Genomic DNA, 21,385 nt, shown 5'->3' with positions numbered 1-21,385 from the left:
TTCGTTCCCGCCTCGCAGGACGACCTTGGCCCCTCGGGCGCGAAGGCACGCTATCGGGCGAACGTGGAGGCGATCCACCTCATCCACGATCTGAACTCGACGGGTCGCCCCGCGTCTCCAGAGGGTCAGCGCGTGCTCGCCCGCTGGTCGAGCTGGGGCGCGATCCCCGAGGTCTTCGATGATCTGAAGCCCGAATGGGATGCCGAGCGCGCTGAGCTGCGCGAGCTGCTGAGCGACGACGAGTGGGATGCCGCCGCGCGCACGACGATCAACGCGCACTACACCGACCCGATGATCGCCCGGCAGGTGTGGCGGCTGCTGGACGGGCTGGGGTTCCGCGGCGGCGCGGTGCTGGAGCCCGGTTCCGGCGCGGGTACGTTCATCGGCCTCGCGCCGGCGTCGGCGCAGATGACCGGGGTGGAACTCGATCCACTGACGGCGGCGATCTGCGCCGAGCTGTACCCGCACGCGACCGTGCGCAGCGAGTCGTTCGCCGACACCCGGCTCCCCGAGGGCCACTTCGATGCGGCCATCGGCAACGTGCCGTTCAGCAGCATCGCCCTGCACGATCCGCTGCACAACGCGACACGGCAGTCGATGCACAACCACTTCATCATCAAGTCGCTGCGCCTGACCCGGCCCGGCGGCCTCGTCGCGGTGCTGACCTCGCACTTCACGATGGACGCGCAGAATCCCGGCGCGCGGCGGGAGATGAATGAGCTGGCCGACCTCGTGGGCGCGATCCGCCTGCCTACCGGGGCGCATCGCCGCGCCGCGGGGACGGAGGTGGTGACCGACCTGCTCGTGTTCCGGCGGCGACCGGACGGCGAGCAGATGCGCGACGACGCCTGGGAGACGGTCGCGCAGGTGCCCATCGACGGCGTGCCGATGCGGATCAACCGCTACTTCGATGAGCACCCGGAGCAGATGCTCGGGGAGGTCGGCGTCGGCCACGGGATGTACGACGCGGCCACGCTCACCATCACGACCGATCTGGCTGACTTGGAGGCGGAACTCGCGGTCGCCGTCGACCAGATCGTGTTCTCCGCGCGCCGCGCCGGGCTGACGATGACCGAGCGCACCGCCGAGCAGCAGGCGCGCCGGGCAGCGTTCACCCCGTCGGCGCCGGAGCTATGGGCCGGCAGCATCGTGGCGAGCGAAACCGGCGGCTTCCGCACCGTTGTCTCCGGCGCGCTGGAGCCGCTTGCGGTGCCGAAGTCCGCCGAGCGCGAGCTACGCGCCCTGCTGCGTCTGCGCGACGGGGCATCCCGCCTGCTGACCGCGGAAGCGGCGAGCGTGGACGACACCCCCGACATCGTGCTCATCCGCACGACGCTGCGGCGCGACTACCTGAAGTACGTCGGCACCTATGGGGCGCTGAACCGCTACACGCTGCGCCCCACCGGGCGCACGAACGAGGACGGCGAGGAGACCTTCGCGCGCATCGTGCCGACACCGATCCGCCTGCTGCGCTCCGACCCCTTCGGCCCCCTGGTGCTTGCGCTGGAACAGTTCGACGACGAGGATCAGTCCGCGTCGCCTGCCGCGATCATGAGCCACCGCGTGGTGGTGCCGCGCGCCGAGGTGCAGGGTGTCGACAGCCCGGCCGACGCCATCGCGGTCAGCCTCGACCGCACGGGCCGCATCGACATCACCCTCGTCGCCGACCTGCTCGGCATGAACGACCGGGAAGCGCGCGAGGCGCTGGGAACGCTCGTGTTCACCGATCCGGTCACGAACCAGTTCATCCACGCGCCGGAGTATCTGTCGGGCGACGTGCGGGTCAAGCTCGAAGCGGCCCGGCTCCGCGCCGAGGACGACCCGGAGTTCCAGATCAACGTCGATGCGCTCGCTAAGGTGTTGCCCGCGCCGCTGGGCATCCAGGACATCCACGCGAAGCTCGGCGCGGTCTGGATCAGCGCCGACGTGCACGAGCAGTTCCTGCGGAGCACCCTGCGCGCGCCCGACGTTCGCGTGGAGAACCCGCTGCCAGGCATGTGGGAGATCCGCGGCGGTCGGCAGGGGCTGCTCTCCACCTCGGAGTGGGGCACGCCCCGCCGCCCCGCGCCGGACATCGCCCAGGCCGTCATGGAGCAGCGGACGATGCTCGTCTACGACGAGGAGAAGGACATCGACGGCAAGGTGCGTCGCGTGCTCAACCCCGTCGAGACCGCCGCAGCTCAGGAGAAGGCCGACGCACTCCAAGTGCGGTTCAGCGAGTGGGTCTGGGAAGACCCCGACCGCGCGCAGGCACTCGTGGACGAGTACAACCGGCGCTTCAACTCCATCGTGCTCCGCGACTACACGAACGCCGGGACGTACCTCTCGCTGCCGGGCCTCGCGGCCACCTTCGAGCCGCGCACGCACCAGCGCGCCGCCGTCGCCCGCATGGTGTCCGAGCCTGCGGCGGGCCTGTTCCACGAGGTCGGCGCAGGCAAGACTGCGGAGATGATTATGGGCGCGATGGAGATGCGCCGCATGGGACTCATCAGCAAGCCCGTCGTCGTCGTGCCGAACCACATGCTGGAACAGTTCGGCCGCGAGTGGCTCCAGGTCTACCCGCGTGCCCGCGTGCTCGCCGCATCGAGCCTCGACCTCACCGCCGACAAGCGGCGGCTGTTCGTCGCGCGGGCGGCAGCGAACGAGTGGGACGCCATCATCCTCACGCAGGGGGCGTTCGCCAAGATCCCGCTGCGCGCGGAGACACAGCAGCAGTACATCCGCGGGCAGGTGGACGACGTGCGGCGCGTGCTGGACGACGCGACCGGCGAGCAGCGGATGAGCGTCAAGCGCATCCAGCGCAAGCTCCTGGCGATGGAGAACAAGCTCAAGGATCGGCTCGACTCCGACCGCGACCGCGGCGTCTGCTTCGAGGACACCGGCATCGACTACGTCATCGTCGACGAGATGCACATGTACAAGAACCTCGCCACGGAGTCGAACATCCGCGACGCCGCCATCGAGGGCTCGGATCGCGCGAGCGACCTTCACATGAAGCTCGAATACCTCCGCTCCGCCGGGCGCGAGCGGGTCGTCACCGCGGCGACGGCGACACCCATCTCGAACTCGATCACCGAGACCTATGTGATGCAGCGGTACCTGCGGCCTGACGTGCTGGCGTCCGCGGGCGTCGGCGCATTCGATGCGTGGGCGGCAACATTCGGCGAGCTGGTCACGCAGATGGAGATCTCGCCGACCGGCAGCACGTTCCGCATGAAGACCCGGTTCGCGCGTTTCCAGAACGGGCAGGAACTGCTGCGGATGTGGTCGGTGTTCGCCGACGTGAAGACCGCCGACGACCTCGACCTGCCCGTGCCCGCGCTCGTGCAGCGCGACGACGGCAGCCGCGCGCCCTCCACCGTGCCGGTGCAGCCGACCGTCGAGCTGGAGCAGTACGTCGCCTCCCTCGCCGAGCGCGCAGAGAAGGTCGCCACCCGCCAGGTGCGCCCCGACGAGGACAACATGCTCCTGATCGCCACCGACGGGCGCAAGGCCGCGCTCGACATCCGCATGGTCATCCCGCGCGACCCGTCCGGGCCGAGCAAGGTCGACGTCGCCGCCGACGCGATCCACCGCATCTGGGAGCGCACTCGCGACAACGAATACCTCGACACGCTGACCGGGCAGCCCTCCACGGTGCGCGGCTCGCTCCAGCTCGTGTTCTCCGATATCGGCACCCCGAACCAGGACAGGTGGAACGCCTACGACGAGCTGCGGCAGCAGCTCGTGCAGCGCGGCATCCCCGCCGAGCAGGTCAGATACATGCACGAGGCGAAGACCGACGTGGAGAAGGCCCGCCTGTTCGCCGCCGCCCGTGCCGGCCACGTCGCCGTGCTCCTCGGATCGACGGAGAAGATGGGCGTCGGCACCAACGTCCAGGCCCGCGCCATCGCACTGCACCACCTGGACTGCCCGTGGCGACCCTCCGACATCGCCCAGCGCGACGGTCGCATCATGCGGCAGGGCAACCAGAACGAGGAAGTGGCGATCGTCCGCTACGTCACCGAGCGATCCTTCGACTCCTACATGTGGCAGACCGTCGAGCGGAAGGCCGCGTCGTTCGCGCAGCTCCTGCGCGGCAAGATCAACGCCCGAGAGATCGAGGAGATCGACACCTCCGCGCTGTCCGCAGCAGAGGCCAAGGCAATCGCCTCCGGCAATCCGCTCCTGCTGGAGCACTCCGTCATCCTGAACGAGGTGAACCGGCTGCGCCGCCTCCAGCGCGCGCACGAGCGCAACGAGGACATGCTCGTCCACACCGGAAACCGCGCCCGGTCAGCCGCCGAGCGCGCCGCCGCGGACATTCGCGGGCTGGAAGCCGCTGCCCCACGGATGATCGACACGAGCGGCGACAGGTTCCGCATCACACTCGGCACGCGCGACTACGACTCCCGCTCCGAAGCCGCCCACGCCCTCGCCGCATGGATGGGCGACTCCGGGCTGAAGTGGCTGCCGCGGTACGGGCACAAGGACTTCGGGATCATCGGCCGCATCTCAGGCTTCGACATCCACGTCGAGGCCCGCTCCGGGCTCGCCGCCCTCGATGTGACCCTCTCCCTGCCCGAGGTGCCCCGCTCGGGATTCACGCTGCCGAAGGAGTCATTCCTTGAAGCCGGGCTCGGGCTCGTGCAGCGCATCGAGAACCGCGTCAGCGGCATCCCCTCCCTTCTCGACCAGGCCCGCGAAGACCTGGAAGAAGCCGAGCAGACCGTCGCCGACACCCAGCAGCGCCTCGGCCAGCCCTTCCGCCACGCACAGACCCTCGCCGACGCCGAGGAAGACCTCGCCCGCGTCGAGTCCCAGCTCGCCGCGATGCAGGACGAGCCCCGCCCCGAGCCTGACTCACTCGAGTCAGAGCGCGTCGAGCTAACCATCGAGGCTGTGCGCGGCTACCAGCCGAACCTGGGGTCGCGGGAGGGAGCCGTCACGGTGACGGTCGAACCGTTCGACTCCAGCGATCCGACGCGACAACCCCCGAGCAGTACGCCGTCCCTGTAGCCGCCACTGCCGAGCCGCCTCCGGGCGGCACCACGGGTGCACCTCTCTCGTGAGGCCAGGTGCCTGGACAGCGGAGAGGACGCGAACATGGAGACGATCGAATCGCTCACCACCAATGAGCGGAGCGCCAGGATCGCTCGCCATCGCCTTCGAGCCGGGCGAGGCCACCACCGCCGCGGTGATAGCCGCGGTCGGGGCCCAGGAGACACTTCGCCTCCTCACCTCGACCGAGCCTGTCCCCGGCGTCGATACGGAGGCTGCCGCGCTCTGGCGAGACCTCGCCGCTCCCCGGCTCAGGCCCCAGGCGTTCCAGCAGGTCATCGACGCAACCCAGCGTCACCGCCTGCACGTCTCGATCCCCGGCGATCCCGAGTGGCCCGAGGGCTTCGCCATCGGCGGCGTCACCCCGCCGCTGGCGCTGTGGGTGCTCGGTGAGGTCGACACCCTCCGAACCCCCGTCCAGCGGCTCGTCACGCTCACGGGATCTCGCGCCGCGTCGAGCTACGGCGAGTTCGTCGCCGCCGAGCTTGCGACCGGAGCCGCTGAGCGCGGCGGCATCGTCGTCGGTGGAGGCGCCTACGGCGTCGAGGCCGCCGCCCACCGGGGCGCGCTCAACGCGGGCGGTAAGACCATCGCCGTCCTCGCTGGCGGCCTGGACAGGCCCTACCCGGCGGGCAATCAGCAGCTGTTCGAGCGCATCGCCGCGAACGGCGCTCTGCTCAGCGAGATCCCGCCCGGATGCGCGCCGACCAGGCTGCGCTTCGTGCAGCGCGCACGGCTACTCGCCGCACTCTCGGACACGAGCGTCATCGTCGAGGCAGGCGTCCGCTCTGGCTCGCTCCTGGTCGCCGCTCGCGCCGCCACCTTCGGCCGCGATGTCGGGGCTGTGCCTGGCCCGATCACGAGCGCCACCAGCTCAGGCCCACACGAACTGCTGTGCAGCGGGACAGCGCGGATCGTCACCGGAGCCCACGACATCCAGATGCCGGAACCCCCGGCCTCCGACGGCCTGAACGCACCCGGCGTCCAGACAAGCTGCACCGAGCTGACCGTCGAGACCGTGCGCACCTACGAGCCGAACCTGGGCTCGCGAGAGGGCACGGCACGGGAAGACGACTCCCCCGCCTTCGTCGCCGCGACGCCCGCGGCCACGCTGTCGGGCAACGCCCCGCGGCTGTAGCTCAGCGGCACTCCGGGCCGAGCCCGTCGATGACCGTGGCCGGATCCGCGACGATCCGCTCGCAGCGCAGGCAGCGCGTGCCGCGGAAGATCACCTCCGGCTCGCCGTGGATGCCGCGCTCGGGCTCGACCTCGTAGAGGTCAGCGTGTGTGGCGAATAGGCGCGGGTGGTTCTTGGCGATGGCGGCATGGAACTGCGCGGGCGTCGTCGGTGGACTCACCTGGAGTTCCACGAATCGCCGGATGACAAAGGTGTACGCCGCGCGCGTCAGACGCTCCGCAAGGAACAGGTCGGGGTTCACCGCCGAGATGCCGACGCTGGCAAGATCGGCCAGCCCGTAGTCGTCCACATCCTCGGTGACGATGAATCGCGCCCCGGCCGCTTCCGCGTCGGCAAGGAGTTGGCGGTCCTTGGCGTCCGTGGCCTCGAACCGCCTCGCCACGTTCCCGGTAGGGGTCAACTCGCCGCCGTAGCGCCGCCGCAAGTCCACGGGCCGGGTCGCGTTCGGGCGCATGTGGCGGGCAGCCTCCGCCTCGGCGGTCGCGCTCCATCCCACGACGAACCCGCTGCGGCTCGCGCCGACCATCAACAGGGTGCGTGTGACGGGCTTGGCTACGACATTCGCATCGAGGAAGACGAAGGTCACGTCACCGGGTGCCGAAAAGGTCTTCCCGGAGGTCATCGCGCACCAGCTCGATCACGTCGCCCATCGCCTGGTCCCACCACCGCTGGTATTCCTCGTAGGGGATGCGGTTGCGGTTGCCGACCTTGACGGCGTGAATCTCCCCCGCCTTGATCTTGCGAGAGATAGTGGAGCGCGACACCCCGGTCAGCGATGCGACCTGCTCCGGGGTGAGCATCCGCTGCTTCGCCGTCAACGTGACGGTCTCGCCCTCGGAGGCCGCGCGCTGGACGTACTCCGCCACCTTCTCCAACCAGGCGGGGAGCTCCGAAGTCTCCCGCGCGCTGGCGCGCACGTCCTCGGGGTCGATCGTCAAGGGTGCCGGGGTCATGCTCACATCCTACCTCCACCTGCACAGTCAGCCAAGCGTATCTGTGCATCATCAGTTCTCCCTCTTCGCGGCAGTTCATGCGTCGATGCCCGCGAACACCTCGTCGAGCGCATCGGCCGCGACTTCGACGATGAGATCAGGGCGCTTCGCGTAGTGCCCCTCGGTGATCGCCGCGTCACTGTGCCCGAGCAGATCGCGTGCGACCTCGACGCCGGCCGTGTCCGATACCGCCGCAGCGACGGCCTTGCGGAGGCTACGGAAGGTGAGGTGCTCGGCATCGACCCCGATAGCCAGCAGCTCCGGCTCGAACTCGCGGCGGAACATCCGCAACAGTTCGCCGACCGCGCTGGGATCGCGCGGACGGCCGCGCTCGGTAGTGAACAGGACGTCGTCTGGATTCCGTTCGGGATCGGGAACGTGGCTCGCCACGAGTTCACTCAGAACCTTGGCTGCGAACTTCGGCACGCGAACCCAACGCTTCTGCCGCTCCGCTTTGGGTGAGTCCTGACGGAACAGGCCGCGGGACTTGGTGCGAACCATCGTCCCGCCGACCCAGACGAGCGCCTCCATCGTGAGGCTTCCATCCGGTTGATCCACGGCCTCGAACCGCACGTCCTGGAACCGGATCGCAATCGGTTCTGCTGTCCGCTCGGAGGTGCCGAGCGTGATGAGGATGTAGTCGGCGAGCAGCTTGTAGTTGGGCCGTCGGCCCACCGGATACCGCTTCCGGTGCCGCTCGGGCCACACATCGCGGATCAGGTGGAGGATGAACTTGACCTGCACCGCGTCCAGTTCGAAGTACACCGTGTCCGGCTCATCCGCCCTTCTGGTCGCTCGGATGGGGTTCGCCACGACGACCGCTCCATACAGGGTCTTCTGGATCGACCCGGCAGCCGAGAAATGCCCCTGCTGGATCGCCCAGTCGAACATGAGCGACATCACATTCCGAACTTTGTTCGCCGTCGTCACCGACTTCTCTCGGGCGATGTCCATGAGCAGCCCGTCGGCGCGATCAGCGGTGATGTCGGCAATGGGGATGGCACCGGCGCGCGGGATGACATGCGCGCGGACCACCGACGCGTAGCCGTCGACGGTCTGCTCGCGGCGCTGGCGCAGCACCCGCGGATCGTCATCGTGATACGCCGTCTTCAGCCATGTAGTCGCCAGCTCAGCGACCGTCATGACCTGAGTCCGTCGCGCCAGCACTCGACCGACAGCGACATCGGCCGCTTCCTGCAACGCCGCCAGCGCCTCAGCCTCGGTCGCGCCGCTGCCGCTGGGACGACGCTCCTGCCCGTTGCCGTCATAGATCCGCGCTCGCGCGATGACCAGGCCGTTCGGCTCGACGGTGTAGGTCACCTTGCCGAGTTCGCCGAGCGCACGCTTCGGCCGCGCCATCAGTCGCCCGCCCTATCCGTCGGGGCCACGATCCGCCCCGCGATGAACGCCTCGACGTCCTCATCGCGGTAGCGAACGTTGTGCGACGAGAGCGCGACGAACGGCAAGCCGAGACCTCGGCTCCGCGCACGCTCTGTCCGCCAGTCAGCGAGCGTCCTGATCGGGATACCCGTGTACTCTGCAAGCTCCTGCGGAGTCCAGAGGCGGGGGCGGGCGTCGCTCATACCAATGAGGTAGGCGGCACCACCCGTCGACCTCCAGCGAACCCCGTAGGACGGCCAAGAATCGAGTAAACGGACGGGTTCTCGGACAGCCGCAGCAGCGACCCCACCCATGCTCACCATTGCATTTCCCTGTCTTTGCAGGGAAGTGTGAGCCTGTGGAACTCCCTACGGTTCTCAGATCCTCAAGCCGAGCTGTACTTCGGCGTCTGATCGGATGCCTCGTCGAGGGCCCCGGACTGCACACGCAGGCCGGGGCCCTTCGGCACTCCCGCACGGCGGTCGCGCGCGGCCCGCGTGTCCGACGCGGCCGGGTTCAGCCGTAGAAGAGGCGCTCGAACACCTGCCGTGCCCGGCGCGAGGCGCGCATCCAGTCCTCCTCGACGCGGGTCGCGGAGCCGGGCGGGTACTCGAGGAGGCGAGCGATGCCCTCGAGGCGCGCGCGATCGGTGGGCAGCACGTCGCTGGTCTGTCCGGAGAGCAGCGTGTTGGCCGACCGGAGACGCGACGCGAGGCGCCAGGCCTCGCTCAGCCGCTCGTAGGCGGGCCGCGGGATGAGTCCCTCGTCCACGGCGACCGATAGCGCGGCGAGCGTGGACGTCGTGCGGAGGGCGGGGAGCCGACCGGCGTGCTCGTGCTGAAGCAGTTGCACGAGCCATTCGACGTCGCTGAGTCCGCCCGGGCCGAGCTTGAGATGGCGCTCCGGCCGAACGCCCTGTGGGAGCCGTTCGCTCTCGACGCGCGCCTTGATGCGCTTGATCTCGCGCAGGCCCTGCACGTCGACATCGCGGGGGTAGCGCACCTCGTCGGCCACCTCGAAGAAGGCCGTGACCAGCTTCACGCTCCCCGCGACGCCGCGAGCGCGAAGGAGTGCCTGCGCCTCCCACGAGAGCGACCAGCGCCGGTAGTACTCCGTGTAGGCGTCGAGCGACCGCGCCAGCGGGCCGTTGCGCCCCTCGGGGCGCAGATCGGCGTCGAGGTCGAGGGGTGCACGATGGTCCTCTGAGGAGGCGCGTAGCGCCGCGACGAGGCGCAGGGCGAGCTCGTGGGCGCGCTGCGGGTCGACCCCGTTCGGACGATAGACGTACATGACATCCGCGTCGGAGCCGAAACCGAGCTCGGCGCCGCCGAGGCGGCCCATCGCGATCACGGAGAAGTCGAGCGCGTCGTCCTCCGGAGGGACGACCTCGCGGCGCACGGCCCGGAGGGTCGCCTGGATCGCGACATCCGTGATCGTCGACAGTGCGGCCGCGATCTCATCGATCGTCAGGACGCCGAGCACCGCGCCCATCGCCGTGCGCAGCAGCTCGCGTCGACGCAGCGCCCGCACGGAGCGCATGGCCTCCTCCGTCTCGGGATGCCGCGTCTGGATGGCGCGCGCCTCGTCCTGCAGCGCGACGCCCGACCGCGGCCGCAGCAACGCGTTGTCGTCGAGCCAGGCGACGGACTCCGGGATCCACTCCATCAGCTCGCCGATGTACCGGGAGCCGGACAGCACCCGGGTGAGTCGCTCCGCCGCCCCCGAGGAGTCACGAAGCACTCGCAGGAACCACGCGGTGTCGCCCAGTCGCTCACTCACCCGACGGAACGCGAGGAGGCCGTAGTCGGGGTCGACGCCGTCGGCGAACCAGCGCAGCATCACAGGCATGAGGTGGCGCTGGATCGTGGCCTTGCGACTGAGACCGGAGGTGAGCGCGGCGATGTGGCGCAGCGCCCCCGCCGGGTCGTGGAATCCGATCGCGGTGAGGCGGTCGTGCGCCTGCTCGGGCGACAGCGTGCGCTCCCCCTCGCCCAGCGAGGCGACCGCCGACAGCAGTGGACGGTAGAAGAGCCGCACGTGCACGTCGCGCACGTCGCGCTTTATCCGCTCCCACAGCTCCCAGATCTCCGCAGCCGACCCCGCCAGCCCACTCGTGCGGGCGAGCACACGACGCTCGTCCTCTTCCCGCGGCATCAGATGGGTCCGGCTCAGACGTCGCAGCTGCACGCGGTGCTCGAGTACCCGCAGCACCCGGTAGTCGGACGCGAAGACCGCGGCATCCGCCCGCCCGATGTAGCCGCCGTCGACGAGCGCCGCGAGGGCGGGCAGTGTGCCGCGCTCGCGCACGGTCGCATCCGTCAATCCGTGTACGAGCTGGAGCAACTGCACCGTGAACTCGACGTCTCGGATGCCGCCGGGCCCGAGTTTGAGCTGGAAGGGCACGTCGTCGGCGGGGATGTGCTCGGTGACCCGCTCGCGCATGCGCTGCACGCTGTCGACGAAGTTCGTGCGGGCGGCGCTCGACCAGACCTTGGGGGCGACCGCCTCGATGTAGCGTGCGCCGAGGTCCGGATCGCCGGCGATCGCGCGGGCCTTCAGCAGGGCCTGGAACTCCCAGCTCGACGCCCATCGGTCGTAGTACGACAGGTGGGATTCGAGCGTGCGCACGAGGGCGCCCTGCTTGCCCTCCGGGCGCAGGTTCGCGTCGACCTCCCACAGGGGCGGCTCGATCTCCATGCTCGAGATGCCGCGCATCGTCTGCACGGCGAGACGGGTGGCGATGTCGACCACGCGGCTGCCGCCGAGCCGCTCGGTGGTGGCCTCGTCCGCGTCGCCGACGAAGATGACGTCGACGTCGGACACGTAGTTGAGTTCGCGCGCGCCGGTCTTGCCCATGCCGATGATCGCGAGCGCGACCGCAGCGACGTCGTCGCGGGGGAACATGGAAGCCGACAGCCGGGTGCGCGCGACCGCGAGCGATGCCTCCAGCGCCGCCCCCGCGGCATCCGCGAGTGCGGCAGCCACGAGATCGACATGGGCCGGTGCATCGGGGGCGAGCAGGTCGTAGGCCGCGATGCGGGCGAGGAGGGTGCGGTACCGCACGCGCAGCGCCACCCACGAGGCCTCTCCCCCGTCGGCGGCGAAACCGTCGACCGCCTCGACCGACGCGAGAAGCTCGTGAGTGAGCTCGGCGGCGTCCGGCACGGTCGGCTCCCGGCCGAGCAGGTCCGCGAGCTGCGCAGGTCGGCGGAAGTAGAAGTCCGCGAACCCCTCGGACGCCCCCGTCAGCGCCCAGAGCGCGGCCGCGCCCCGGTGATCGGTGAGCACGGGCGCGACCGCGGCGGCATCCCGCCGGGCGACGCGCAGAATGCCGGTCAGCGCCGCATCCGGGTCGCCGACCGTGACCACACGCGAGAGGATCGCATCACGATCGATCCCGCACAGCAGCGCAAGCTCGTCGAGAGCCGCCTCTGCGGCATCCACATGGCCGAAGCCGTAGCGGACGAGGTCGGTGCGCGTGTGCGACCGGTCGGACGTGGCCATCGGCCCGTCAGAGCATCTCGAGGTTGCTCTTCAGCTCGAAGGGGGTGACCTGCGAGCGGTAGCCCTGCCATTCCTTGCGCTTGTTGAGCAGCACGTAGTTGAAGACCTGCTCCCCCAGCGTCTCGGCGACGAGCTCGGACTCCTCCATGAAGCGGAGGGCCTGGTCGAGGCTCGTCGGCAGCGGCGCGTAGCCGAGTGCGCGGCGCTCGGAGTCGCTGAGCGACCAGACGTTGTCCTCGGCCTCGGCCGGCAGCTCGTACTCCTCCTCGATGCCCTTCAGGCCCGCCGCGAGCAGCAGCGCGAACGCGAGGTAGGGGTTCGCGGCCGAGTCGAGCGCGCGGTACTCGACACGCGAGGACTGACCCTTGTTCGGCTTGTACAGCGGAACGCGCACGAGAGCCGAGCGGTTGTTGTGGCCCCAGCAGATGAAGCTCGGAGCCTCGTCGCCGCCCCACAGCCGCTTGTACGAGTTCACGAACTGGTTGGTCACGGCCGAGATCTCGTTCGCGTGACGCAGCAGCCCCGCGATGAAGTGTCGGCCGACCTTCGAGAGCTGGTACTGGGCGCCCTCCTCGTAGAAGGCGTTCTGATCGCCCTCGAAGAGCGAGATGTGCGTGTGCATGCCCGATCCGGGCTGTCCGCTCAGCGGCTTCGGCATGAACGTCGCGTAGACGCCCTGCTCGATCGCCACCTCCTTGATCACCGTGCGGAAGGTCATGATGTTGTCGGCCGTCGTCAGTGCGTCGGCGTAGCGCAGGTCGATCTCGTTCTGACCGGGGCCGCCCTCGTGGTGGCTGTACTCGACCGAGATGCCGAGGTCTTCGAGCATGCGCACCGACCGCCGACGGAAGTCGTGCGCCGTGCCGCCGGGCACGTTGTCGAAGTAACCGGCCGAGTCGACGGGCTCGGGTCCGTCGGGGCCGTACGACGACGACTTGAGCAGGTAGAACTCGATCTCGGGGTGCGTGTAGAACGTGAAGCCGGCGTCGGCGGCCTTCGCCAGCGCACGCTTGAGCACGTGACGCGGGTCCGCGACCGCGGGCTGTCCGTCGGGCGTCGTGATGTCGCAGAACATGCGCGCCGTCGGGTCGACCTCGCCCCGCCAGGGCAGGATCTGGAACGTCGTCGGGTCGGCGTGCGCCAGCAGATCCGACTCGTACGAGCGGGTGAGGCCCTCGATCGCAGAGCCGTCGAAACCGAGGCCCTCGCTGAACGCGCCCTCCACCTCGGCCGGGGCGATCGCCACCGACTTCAGGGTGCCGATCACATCGGTGAACCAGAGGCGGATGAACTTGACGCCGCGCTCCTCGATCGTGCGCAGCACGAAGTCCCGCTGCTTGTCCATCGCGTGCCTTTCCTCGGACGAGTGTGTGCGTTCAGCCTATTTCGTCCGGAGCCCCGTGCGACGCACCTCAGGCGTCGTCGCGCGCGTCGTCCTCGGACCACTTGCGGGAACGCTCCGCGATGATCTCCGGAGCGCGCGCCGCCTCCTCTGCTGTGGCGAAGGGACCCGCGCGGTCGACCGCGGGCGAGAGGAGTCCGTGCTCGACCTGCTTGGTGGTCAGGTTGTACCAGTAGCTGTTCTCGTCGTCGCTCACGGGTGCCCTCCTCGGCGTCACGTTGGTCCGATCCTACTGAGCACCCCTGTCGGCATGGATAAGCTTCACGCATGGCTACAGAGAAGTCGCGCGCAGTCGGAATCGACATCGGTGGAACGGGTATCAAGGGCGGTGTCGTCGACCTGGTCGCCGGCGAGCTGGTGAGTGAGCGCATCAAGGTGCCCACGCCCAAGGGCGCGGAGCCGAAGGACGTGCTCGCCGCGGTACAGCAGGTGCTCGAGACGCTCGAGGTGAGTGGCTCCGACCTCGAGCTCGGCGTCGCGTTCCCGGCCATCGTCAAGAACGGTCGCACGCTGTCGGCGGCGAACGTCGCCGAGACCTGGATCGACTTTCCGGCAGAGGAATTCTTCGAGCAGGGGCTGGGGCGCGGCATCCACTTCGCCAACGACGCGGATGTCGCGGGCCTCGCAGAGGTGCGCTACGGCGCCGCCCGTGACGCGAAGGGCCTGACGATCCTCACGACCCTCGGCACCGGGATCGGCACCGCGCTGCTCTACAACGGCGTGCTCATCCCGAACTCGGAGCTCGGCCACATCGAGCGCAAGAACCACCGCAAGGACGCGGAGTTCTACGCGGCGTACTCCGCCATGGAGCGCGACGAGCTGACGTGGAAGAAGTGGGCCAAGCGCCTGCAGTGGTACTACTCCCACCTCGAGGCGCTCTTCAGCCCCGACCTGTTCGTCGTGGGCGGCGGCGTCTCCAAGCACGCGGACGAGTTCCTGAGCCTGCTGAAGCTGCGCACCCCGATCATCCCGGCGGTGCACCAGAACAACGCCGGCATCATCGGCGCGGCTTCGCTCGCCCTGGACTGATCGGCGCTGATCCGGCGTATCGGCGGGCGAATGGGCCGGCCGATACGCCGGGTTCTGTCCCGGGGCGAACCCCGGTGACGGTCATCTCTCTCGGCGTCACGTTGCCGTGACGCTCCAGCGGCCTACCCGGGGACTCGGCGGGCCGCGTCAACATCCCCTGTCTGGCCTTGCTCCGGGCGAGGTTTACCGTGCGGGGCGCGTCACCGCGCCCCCGGTGGTCTCTTACACCACCCTTTCACCCTTACCGACTGCTGCCGGCGGTCTGCTCTCTGTGGCACTGTCTCGCGGATTGCTCCGGGTGGGTGTTACCCACCGCCCTGCCCTGCGGAGCCCGGACGTTCCTCGGCGCGGTCTCCCGCGACGCGACCGTCTGGCCGACCCATTCGCGTCTTGGATTCTACCGGCGCCGACCTCTTACGGCTTCCCCGCGTCGGGGGCGATGCGCACGTCGAGCGGGAAGTCGATGGGGAACTCGCCGAACATAAGGCGGCCGGCGCGGGCCGCGGCATCCGTCACGATCGCGGCGACCTGGTCGGCAAGTTCGGCCGGCGTGTGCACGATGATCTCGTCGTGCAGGAAGAAAGCGATGTGCGGTGCGCCCGACTGGGCAGGTCCGGATGCCGCGGCTTCCGCGCCGGGCGCCGTGAGCGCGAGCAGTGACCGCCGCGTCTCGGCGAGCCAGCACAGCGCCCATTCCGCGGCGGTGCCCTGCACGACGTAGTTGCGGGTGAACCGCCCGCGGTCGCGGGCTCGTCGTCGAGCCTGCTTCTCGGTGGCCGCGTCGGTCTCGTCGAGCGAGGCCTCGAACTGGGAGCGGGTGAACGCGGATCCGGCGGATGGCGAGGTGCGGCCGAGCCAGGTGGAGACGACACGCCCCTCCTCGCCGGCTACGGCGGCGTCGTCGACGAGCCGCATCGCGGCGGGGAACGCGCGGCGCAGGCGCGGCACCAGGCGGCCGCTGTCGCCGGTCGTTGCGCCGTACATCGCACCGAGCACGGCGATCTTCGCCTCTTGGCGGGTGGTCACGACTCCGGTGCTCACGATGCCGGCGTACAGGTCGGTGCCCGCGGCCGCACGCGCCATCGCCCGGTCGCGCGACATTCCGGCGAGCACCCGCGGCTCGAGCTGGGCGACGTCGGCGCTGACGAGCAGCCAGCCGGGATCGGCGCGCACCGCGGGGCGCAGGGACCGCGGGATCTGAAGCGCGCCGCCGCCGCTCGAGGCCCAGCGTCCCGTGACGACGCCGCTCGGCACGTAGACGGGCCGGAAGCGGCCGCCGCGCACCCACGTCGCGATCCAGTTCTCGCCGTTCGCTGTGAGCAGCCGCATCAGGCGCTTGTACGCGAGCAGCGGGGCGACCACCGGATGGTCGAGGTCCTCCAGCTCCCATTTGCTGGTCGACGAGACGGCGAGTCCCGCCCGATGCAGGGCGCGCAGCAGGCGCGGCGGGGAATCGAGCGCGACGTCGGGATCGTCGAGGGCGGTTCGCACGGCGGCGGCCGCGGCATCCACATGGCGCCTGCTGCCCCCGACCCGCTCGCCCAACGTCTCGTCGAGCAGCCTCGTGTGGGTGGCGACGTCCCACGGGAGGCCGGCTGCCCGCATCTCCGCGGCGACGAGCGCTCCCGTCGATTCCGCGACGGCGAGGAGTCTCAGCCGGCCGGATGCCGCGTCGAGCGCGGCCAACTGCGCGGCGAACTCCCGGTGGCCGCTCGCGAGATCCGACGGCGCATCGCGCGCGGCGATCGTCTCGACCTCGAACAGCGCCTCGCGGGAGTCGGGCGCCTCCTCCCAGGCCGCGGGCGCGGACCACGCGGCATGCGTCGGCAGCCGTGCGGACTCGGGCACCGACTCGGCGGTGCGCAGAATCGCCCGTACCGCGCGGAGATCGTGCACCCGCCGCACGCGCGCGCCGGCGGCCAGAAGCGGCGGATACCAGCGCGCCGTGTCGCTCCACACCCAGCGCACGTCGTCGGTGTGAGTGCGCGCCAGTTCGATCAGCCCGCCGGACGTCACGCCCGCACGAGAGATCTCGGCGCCCGCGCCATCGAGCTCGACGACAGCGATCTCTCCGTCCCCGTCCGTGCCGACGAGTCGCCACGCCGGTGACGGCTCAGACGCGGACATGCGTCCGCGTCGGGCTCACAGCCCGGACTCCTCCGTGCGTACGAGGATGCAGCCGCACTGCGGGCACTCGACCACATCGTCGTCGGCGGCTGAGCGCACGGCCTGCAGCTCGGTGCCGGAGAGCTCCATGCGGCATCCCTCGCACGTGCGGCGACGCAGGAGAGCGGCACCGGCATTGCGGGTCGCGAGCAGGTCATACCGGGCCAGCAGGTCGGCGGGCACCCCTGCGGCCACACCGGCGCGGTCGCGCTCGGCGGTCGACCGGCGCTGGTTCTGCACCGCCGCCTCTGCGCCCGCTGCGGCCTCGAGGGTGTCCCGCTCGTCGACGAGCGTCGCCACGATCGCCTCGGCGTCGGCCACCGCCGCGGTCGCGGACTCGACGCGCTCCATCGCCTCGAGCTCCGCGTCTTCGAGCGTGCGGGTGCGGCGGGCGAGCGAGTCGAGCTCGCTCTCGAGCGCCTGCGCGTCCTTCGGGTTGGTTGACGCGGCGAGACGGGCCTCGTCGCGCGCGCGGCGCTCGGAGACGACCTTCACGTCGGCCTCGATGCGCGCGACTTCGAGATCGGCGTCTTCTTTGGCCCCCAGCAGGTCGGTGACGACACGGGATGCCGCGGCGACCTCACCCTGCAGAGCGGCGAGGCGAGGCGCCTGTGCCGGCTTGGAGAGCGCGTGCACGGCCTGCCGGATGCGGATGTCGAGGTCGACGACGTCGAGGAGGGCGCGTTGGTCGGCGGGTCGGGCTTTCACCCTCTCAACCTACGGCAGGCGGGCGACGTCGCGACCGGAAGTGGGCCCTGCCGGGATCGAACCGACGACATCCACGGTGTAAACGCGACCTCATCGGGGGCTCCCCCGGTTTCTCGCGTTGCACAACTCCCGACGGTTGCGTCGTCCGGCTGCATTTGCATCGCAGGGGGACGCCGGGGGGACGCGGCAGGTCGCCCAGGACCCGGTACGACACGCCGACCTATCCTCTGCGCAGCGCTGGCGGCGCTGTACCGTAGGCGCCAGGTCAAACAGGAGGCGCACCGCTCAGCCGGACGCCACAACTACACACCGCCGCCGAGGGTAGGCAAAGGAAAGCCGCCCCCGTCCTGCAAGACGAGAGCGGCAGAGATGTTTCCTGATGACCACTGTACTTGCTGACCCCGGCCCACGCCCGGAGCGCCGCCTCACTCTGGAGGAGATGCGCGCCGACCTGCGCGCTCGACGCAACCCACTTCATGAAGATGCAGCTAACAGGAACGGCTCAGATAACCGGACTGAACACCCCGCGGCAGCTAATCCGACCGGCTCAGATAACCAGAGCTGGAACGGCTCAGATAACCCTCTGCTATCCAGCAGAGCACTAGTAGACGCTCTCCACGCCGAACTCATCGCAGCTCGCAGCCCTCGCGGCAAGCGCAAGGCCATGCGGCGCCCGGCTGTCGCCACACGCCAAGAACGCCGCACCGGCTATGACCGGGTGAGTCTCCACCTCCGGAGGCTGGCCCGGCGCGTGCTGAATGATCGCGGGCCGGACACTCCCGAGCTGGGCACTCTCCGGGCAGCGCTGGAGGCCTACGTGTTTTCCCAGCTGGAGCACTTCATCATCCGAGACGAACCGGGCGACCCCCGCGCCCTGCGCCTCCAGCGCCACGCCATGCTGGGCGATGAGGCAGCCGTCTACCGCGTCGCCCGCGCCGCAGCTCGCTACACTCTGGGCACCTGGAGCGCCGACTACATTGCGGAGCAGCGCCGCCGTGGAGCAGCAGGCGGGCGCAGCTCGCGCCGTGGCTCCACCTGGACCGCGGCCCAGCTCGATGCCCTGGCGACCCTTCAGGGCCTCACCGTGGAGCAGCAGGCGGCAGAGCTGAAGCTGGCCCCCGCCATGGTCAAGCGCATGCGCTCAGCTCTCCGCCAGCGCCCGAGCCCTCCGCCCTTGTCGTCCGCCACCCCTTCCGCGTAGAACACCCTGAGGAGAACATCATGAACACGGCTTACGTCCCTGCACCCACGACCAACGAACTCGCGGCGCTCCTGGGCCTGCGCATCGAGAAGACCGACGACGGTTACGAGGTGTACGACTGGGAGGTCTGCGCTGCGCTCCTGAGCAATGGCGACGACCCCTCGCGCTCCATCGTTTTGACGGCCAGCTCAATGCAGGAAGTGGAGGGATGGGTGGAGCTGTCGTACGGCACCCTCTGCGCGGAGCTGATCCAATCCCGCGAGTCGGTGCGCGGAGCGCTGGGTATCCCCGAAGTGTCCGATTGCATGTGACCACTGGAAACGCGCCAAGTCAGCCGCATTGCGGCTAACGCTCATTTGTGACTGCCAACACCTGACGGTCTAGACCTACCCCTGCGCGAAAAGCAGCTCAGAATTCTTCGCTATTTGCGCCAATCGGACACGCTGGGGCCGATATCACCAAGTATGAAGGCCATTCAGCATCGCGCCTCAGGTGCACCTGTCTGCACGGTGTGCGGGCACGATGATTACGCCAGCCTCCGCGCCGACCTAGATGCGGGCGTGCGCGTTGCTGAGCTGGCCGAGCGCTACGGGGTGACCCTGGGCAGCATCTACCGTCACCGTCGCAGCGGACACGATGCCGTGCGACTCATCGTCATTGACGACGCGGACGGCCTGGCCCTCGCTGACCAGCTCCAGCTCATGTTCCAGCGCGCCACCACGGCCTCCGAAGGGCTCTACGCGAAGGGCGACCTCCGCGGGGGCTCTCTCGTCGCTGACCACGCCTTGCGCGCCGCCTCTGCCCTCGCCTCGCTGGGGCTCGACGCGGAGAGCATCCAGGCCGAGATTCACGCCGCGCAGGCTGTGCGCCGTGATGCTCGACGGCTGGCCCGTGCCGTGGACGCCTACCTGGAGCGCCACCCCGAGCAGGAGGAAGCTCTGGCGCTCGCCGCCGAGTCCGTAGGCGCATTCGACCTGGCGTCGGACTTCCGTGCCGACCCGAACGAAGCCCGCGACCCTGACCGCGAAACCCTGGAGCTGAGCGCATCATGAGCAACCACGAAGACGACGACATGGACCTCCTGGCCCCCGGCCCCTGGACCACTGACGACACGGTTACCGTTCTCGTCGGCGGCGCTACTGCCAACTTTGGTACCCCCGGTTTCGGCGCCACGGTCTACCGGCGCGGCGATGTCATCCGAGTGACCCCGGCCACCCTGGAGGCTCAGAGCGCGCTCCTGGCCCTCGTGGGCGACGTTGACGCCCAGCTCCGCCGCTGGGGCGTGCAGAAGTTCGCGCGTGGCACCGTAGACCTGGAGCGCTGGAGCGAGAAGGGCTCCGCGGAATGGATCATCGCCCGCGACGCCGCCCGACAGGTTGCCGCCGCGACCGTTGACCCCGTGGAGCGCGCCCAGCGCTACGCCGACATCCAACAGCGATTCGGCAGCGCCCCGGCACCCAAGGCGACGCAGTACCGGGACCTGGCCGCAGAGCGCCGCGCCGCCGACGACGAACACGCGCGCTCCCAGCGGCCCCGCGGCGTCATCCTGAGCAAGGCGGACTGATCATGCCCGCCGTCCTGTACCACCACGCGCCACGGCATCGCCGGTTCACTGAGATGGCCAGCGCCGTGCTGGAGTCGCACAACGTGCCCGCCGCCGTCGTGGAGCGCCGGACGCACCGCAAGCTCTCCGACGCCTTCGCAGACGACCGCGACCCCCAGCCCGACCTGGACGTAGACGGCGCCTGGATCGCGACCACCTCGACCGCCTCGACGGCGAACCTGGGCGCGTTTCTCGATTCAGCTCGTGCTGAGGCTCGCATCTCGGGCAGCTCGGAGCCCGTGGTGGCTGTGACCTATCGCGAGGTGGAGGGCGCCGCCGACGCGATCGCGGCGATGTCGCTGGATGACCTGGGGCGCATCCTCGCCCGTCTCGCTGAGCTGGAGGCGGCACCGTGACCGGCCAGCACCCCCGCCTCCTCGATGCCGTAACGATCCCGATCGGCCCGCAGGCCGTTCAGGTGGGCGGAACGACCTACTACGTGCCGAAGGGCGCCGGGGTCGCCCCTGGGCCATCTGGGCTCGTTTACGTGCTGTTCGCGGCTCGGGTGCATTGCCTCGGAGAGCGGGGCGAAATCTCGATCCCTGACCGGGTGCGCGGAGTGCTGGCGTCCCACTACTTCGGAGCGGGGCCACGCCAGCAGGCGTCAGCTCCCACCCCCTGACAACTCCATAGAGACCCCCGGCGGCTCGCTACACCAGAGGGCGACGCTGCCGGACCCGCCAGGCCCGGAGGGCGCGAAACCTCCGGGACCACCTGGCACCCGCTGGCGCCGTTCTCCCTCTGTTACGGCGCTCCAGCAATGGGGCCGCGCTGGGCTCGGGCAAGGTTCCCCAGCGCGGCCCCTCCTCACGACTCCGGGTGTTCAGTTGCACCCGGCGCAGTTCGTCATGTCGAGCACTCGCATGGACACCCGGAGCGTTAGGGCGCGGCAGGGTGAGCCCTGGGCATCTAACGGGTGACGAACGGCACGCCCCGGCAGTCCGCAGCTCGACACTCGGACTGCCGGGGCACCTCCGGACCCCCACCCCCGCCCTCTCATCTCAGAGTGAAGTCGGACCGTTTAGCGGGCGGGGGTTGTGGAGTTTGCCGCTCTTTGGCGGTGTTCTGTGATCGCTTTGTGTCGCTAATTGCCGATGACGAGGATGCTGGCGGCGGCTTCGATGACGTCGTCGGTGATGGTGTCGAGCTGGTTGATCTTGAG

At 69.7% G+C, this 21,385-nt stretch carries 18 protein-coding genes and 1 other RNA gene; 9 read left to right on the top strand and 10 right to left on the bottom strand.

The window, feature by feature from the left end; genetic code table 11:
• Positions 1–63 precede the first annotated feature (63 nt).
• Both RR49_RS02985 and RR49_RS02980 read left to right on the top strand, forming a co-directional pair.
• Complete coding sequence (locus RR49_RS02985; protein ID WP_211255133.1) at positions 64–4,998, top strand: helicase-like domain-containing protein; 4,935 nt, start codon at positions 64–66, stop codon at positions 4,996–4,998.
• A 115-nt stretch (positions 4,999–5,113) separates the two neighbouring features.
• Positions 5,114–6,178 carry a DNA-processing protein DprA gene (locus RR49_RS02980; RefSeq protein WP_048809341.1) on the top strand — a complete coding sequence of 355 codons (1,065 nt, stop codon included), beginning with the start codon at positions 5,114–5,116 and terminating at the stop codon, positions 6,176–6,178.
• Between the two features lies 1 nt (position 6,179).
• On the opposite strand, the gene RR49_RS02975 is transcribed toward RR49_RS02980, so the two are convergent.
• From RR49_RS02975 to RR49_RS02945, 7 genes are all read right to left on the bottom strand, one after another.
• Positions 6,180–6,824, bottom strand: a complete 645-nt coding sequence (locus RR49_RS02975; RefSeq protein WP_045246582.1) for a hypothetical protein — start codon at positions 6,822–6,824, stop codon at positions 6,180–6,182.
• 1 nt (position 6,825) lies between these two features.
• Complete coding sequence (locus RR49_RS02970; RefSeq protein ID WP_211255132.1) at positions 6,826–7,191, bottom strand: helix-turn-helix domain-containing protein; 366 nt, start codon at positions 7,189–7,191, stop codon at positions 6,826–6,828.
• Positions 7,192–7,266: 75 nt separating this feature from the next.
• Positions 7,267–8,589: a site-specific integrase gene (locus RR49_RS02965; protein WP_045246581.1), complete on the bottom strand. Its 1,323-nt coding sequence runs from the start codon at positions 8,587–8,589 to the stop codon at positions 7,267–7,269.
• Positions 8,589–8,813 carry a helix-turn-helix transcriptional regulator gene (locus RR49_RS15950; RefSeq protein ID WP_036285107.1) on the bottom strand — a complete coding sequence of 75 codons (225 nt, stop codon included), beginning with the start codon at positions 8,811–8,813 and terminating at the stop codon, positions 8,589–8,591. The genes RR49_RS02965 and RR49_RS15950 overlap by 1 nt, the downstream gene beginning before the upstream one ends.
• A 313-nt stretch (positions 8,814–9,126) precedes the next feature.
• Positions 9,127–12,114, bottom strand: a complete 2,988-nt coding sequence (locus RR49_RS02955; RefSeq protein WP_045246580.1) for a bifunctional [glutamine synthetase] adenylyltransferase/[glutamine synthetase]-adenylyl-L-tyrosine phosphorylase — start codon at positions 12,112–12,114, stop codon at positions 9,127–9,129.
• Positions 12,115–12,121: 7 nt separating this feature from the next.
• A complete protein-coding gene (glnA, locus tag RR49_RS02950) occupies positions 12,122–13,459 on the bottom strand; it encodes a type I glutamate--ammonia ligase (protein WP_045246579.1) in 1,338 nt (445 codons plus the stop codon).
• A 67-nt stretch (positions 13,460–13,526) separates the two neighbouring features.
• On the bottom strand, positions 13,527–13,712 hold the full coding sequence (locus tag RR49_RS02945) for a hypothetical protein (RefSeq protein ID WP_045246578.1): 186 nt from the start codon (positions 13,710–13,712) through the stop codon (positions 13,527–13,529).
• A 71-nt stretch (positions 13,713–13,783) separates the two neighbouring features.
• On the opposite strand from RR49_RS02945, the gene ppgK reads away from it, so the two are divergent.
• Complete coding sequence (gene ppgK / locus RR49_RS02940; RefSeq protein WP_045246577.1) at positions 13,784–14,545, top strand: polyphosphate--glucose phosphotransferase; 762 nt, start codon at positions 13,784–13,786, stop codon at positions 14,543–14,545.
• A gap of 27 nt (positions 14,546–14,572) precedes the next feature.
• On the opposite strand, the gene rnpB is transcribed toward ppgK, so the two are convergent.
• The 3 genes from rnpB to RR49_RS02930 all read right to left on the bottom strand — a co-directional run bounded on the left by rnpB (position 14,573) and on the right by RR49_RS02930 (position 17,419).
• An RNA gene (gene rnpB / locus RR49_RS15060) (RNase P RNA component class A) lies at positions 14,573–14,927 on the bottom strand.
• 32 nt (positions 14,928–14,959) lie between these two features.
• Positions 14,960–16,672 (bottom strand): bifunctional 3'-5' exonuclease/DNA polymerase, encoded by a 1,713-nt coding sequence (locus RR49_RS02935; RefSeq protein ID WP_045246576.1) that lies wholly within the window; start codon positions 16,670–16,672, stop codon positions 14,960–14,962.
• A 15-nt stretch (positions 16,673–16,687) separates the two neighbouring features.
• A complete protein-coding gene (locus RR49_RS02930; RefSeq protein ID WP_045246575.1) occupies positions 16,688–17,419 on the bottom strand; it encodes a zinc ribbon domain-containing protein in 732 nt (243 codons plus the stop codon).
• A 751-nt stretch (positions 17,420–18,170) separates the two neighbouring features.
• Between RR49_RS02930 and RR49_RS02925 the strand changes: the two genes are divergently transcribed.
• From RR49_RS02925 to RR49_RS15625, 6 genes are all read left to right on the top strand, one after another.
• On the top strand, positions 18,171–18,620 hold the full coding sequence (locus RR49_RS02925) for a hypothetical protein (RefSeq protein ID WP_045246574.1): 450 nt from the start codon (positions 18,171–18,173) through the stop codon (positions 18,618–18,620).
• Between the two features lie 20 nt (positions 18,621–18,640).
• Positions 18,641–18,931, top strand: coding sequence for a hypothetical protein (locus RR49_RS02920; RefSeq protein WP_045246572.1), 291 nt, complete (start codon positions 18,641–18,643; stop codon positions 18,929–18,931).
• Positions 18,932–19,084: 153 nt separating this feature from the next.
• Complete coding sequence (locus tag RR49_RS02915) at positions 19,085–19,672, top strand: helix-turn-helix domain-containing protein (RefSeq protein ID WP_045246571.1); 588 nt, start codon at positions 19,085–19,087, stop codon at positions 19,670–19,672.
• A complete protein-coding gene (locus tag RR49_RS02910) occupies positions 19,669–20,184 on the top strand; it encodes a hypothetical protein (protein ID WP_045246569.1) in 516 nt (171 codons plus the stop codon). The genes RR49_RS02915 and RR49_RS02910 overlap by 4 nt, the downstream gene beginning before the upstream one ends.
• A gap of 2 nt (positions 20,185–20,186) precedes the next feature.
• Positions 20,187–20,579 carry a hypothetical protein gene (locus tag RR49_RS02905; protein WP_045246567.1) on the top strand — a complete coding sequence of 131 codons (393 nt, stop codon included), beginning with the start codon at positions 20,187–20,189 and terminating at the stop codon, positions 20,577–20,579.
• Positions 20,576–20,845, top strand: coding sequence for a hypothetical protein (locus tag RR49_RS15625; protein WP_048809336.1), 270 nt, complete (start codon positions 20,576–20,578; stop codon positions 20,843–20,845). Before RR49_RS02905 ends, RR49_RS15625 begins: the two co-directional genes overlap by 4 nt.
• Positions 20,846–21,385 lie beyond the last annotated feature (540 nt).

Source organism: Microbacterium ginsengisoli, from assembly GCF_000956535.1.
In the GTDB taxonomy this organism is placed as follows: Bacteria; Actinomycetota; Actinomycetes; order Actinomycetales; family Microbacteriaceae; genus Microbacterium; species Microbacterium ginsengisoli.
This window is presented reverse-complemented; position numbering and strand designations above follow the sequence as displayed.

What these genes read in the sequence shown, in the direction of transcription:
- RR49_RS02980 (WP_048809341.1), top strand. Translation starts at nt 5,114, where the DNA reads ATGAGCGGAGCGCCAGGATCGCTCGCCATCGCCTTCGAGCCGGGCGAG.
- RR49_RS02970 (WP_211255132.1), bottom strand. Translation starts at nt 7,191, where the DNA reads ATGACCCCGGCACCCTTGACGATCGACCCCGAGGACGTGCGCGCCAGC.
- RR49_RS02965 (WP_045246581.1), bottom strand. Translation starts at nt 8,589, where the DNA reads ATGGCGCGGCCGAAGCGTGCGCTCGGCGAACTCGGCAAGGTGACCTAC.
- RR49_RS15950 (WP_036285107.1), bottom strand. Translation starts at nt 8,813, where the DNA reads ATGAGCGACGCCCGCCCCCGCCTCTGGACTCCGCAGGAGCTTGCAGAG.
- RR49_RS02955 (WP_045246580.1), bottom strand. Translation starts at nt 12,114, where the DNA reads ATGGCCACGTCCGACCGGTCGCACACGCGCACCGACCTCGTCCGCTAC.
- glnA (WP_045246579.1), bottom strand. Translation starts at nt 13,459, where the DNA reads ATGGACAAGCAGCGGGACTTCGTGCTGCGCACGATCGAGGAGCGCGGC.
- ppgK (WP_045246577.1), top strand. Translation starts at nt 13,784, where the DNA reads ATGGCTACAGAGAAGTCGCGCGCAGTCGGAATCGACATCGGTGGAACG.
- RR49_RS02935 (WP_045246576.1), bottom strand. Translation starts at nt 16,672, where the DNA reads ATGTCCGCGTCTGAGCCGTCACCGGCGTGGCGACTCGTCGGCACGGAC.
- RR49_RS02920 (WP_045246572.1), top strand. Translation starts at nt 18,641, where the DNA reads ATGAACACGGCTTACGTCCCTGCACCCACGACCAACGAACTCGCGGCG.
- RR49_RS02915 (WP_045246571.1), top strand. Translation starts at nt 19,085, where the DNA reads ATGAAGGCCATTCAGCATCGCGCCTCAGGTGCACCTGTCTGCACGGTG.
- RR49_RS02910 (WP_045246569.1), top strand. Translation starts at nt 19,669, where the DNA reads ATGAGCAACCACGAAGACGACGACATGGACCTCCTGGCCCCCGGCCCC.
- RR49_RS02905 (WP_045246567.1), top strand. Translation starts at nt 20,187, where the DNA reads ATGCCCGCCGTCCTGTACCACCACGCGCCACGGCATCGCCGGTTCACT.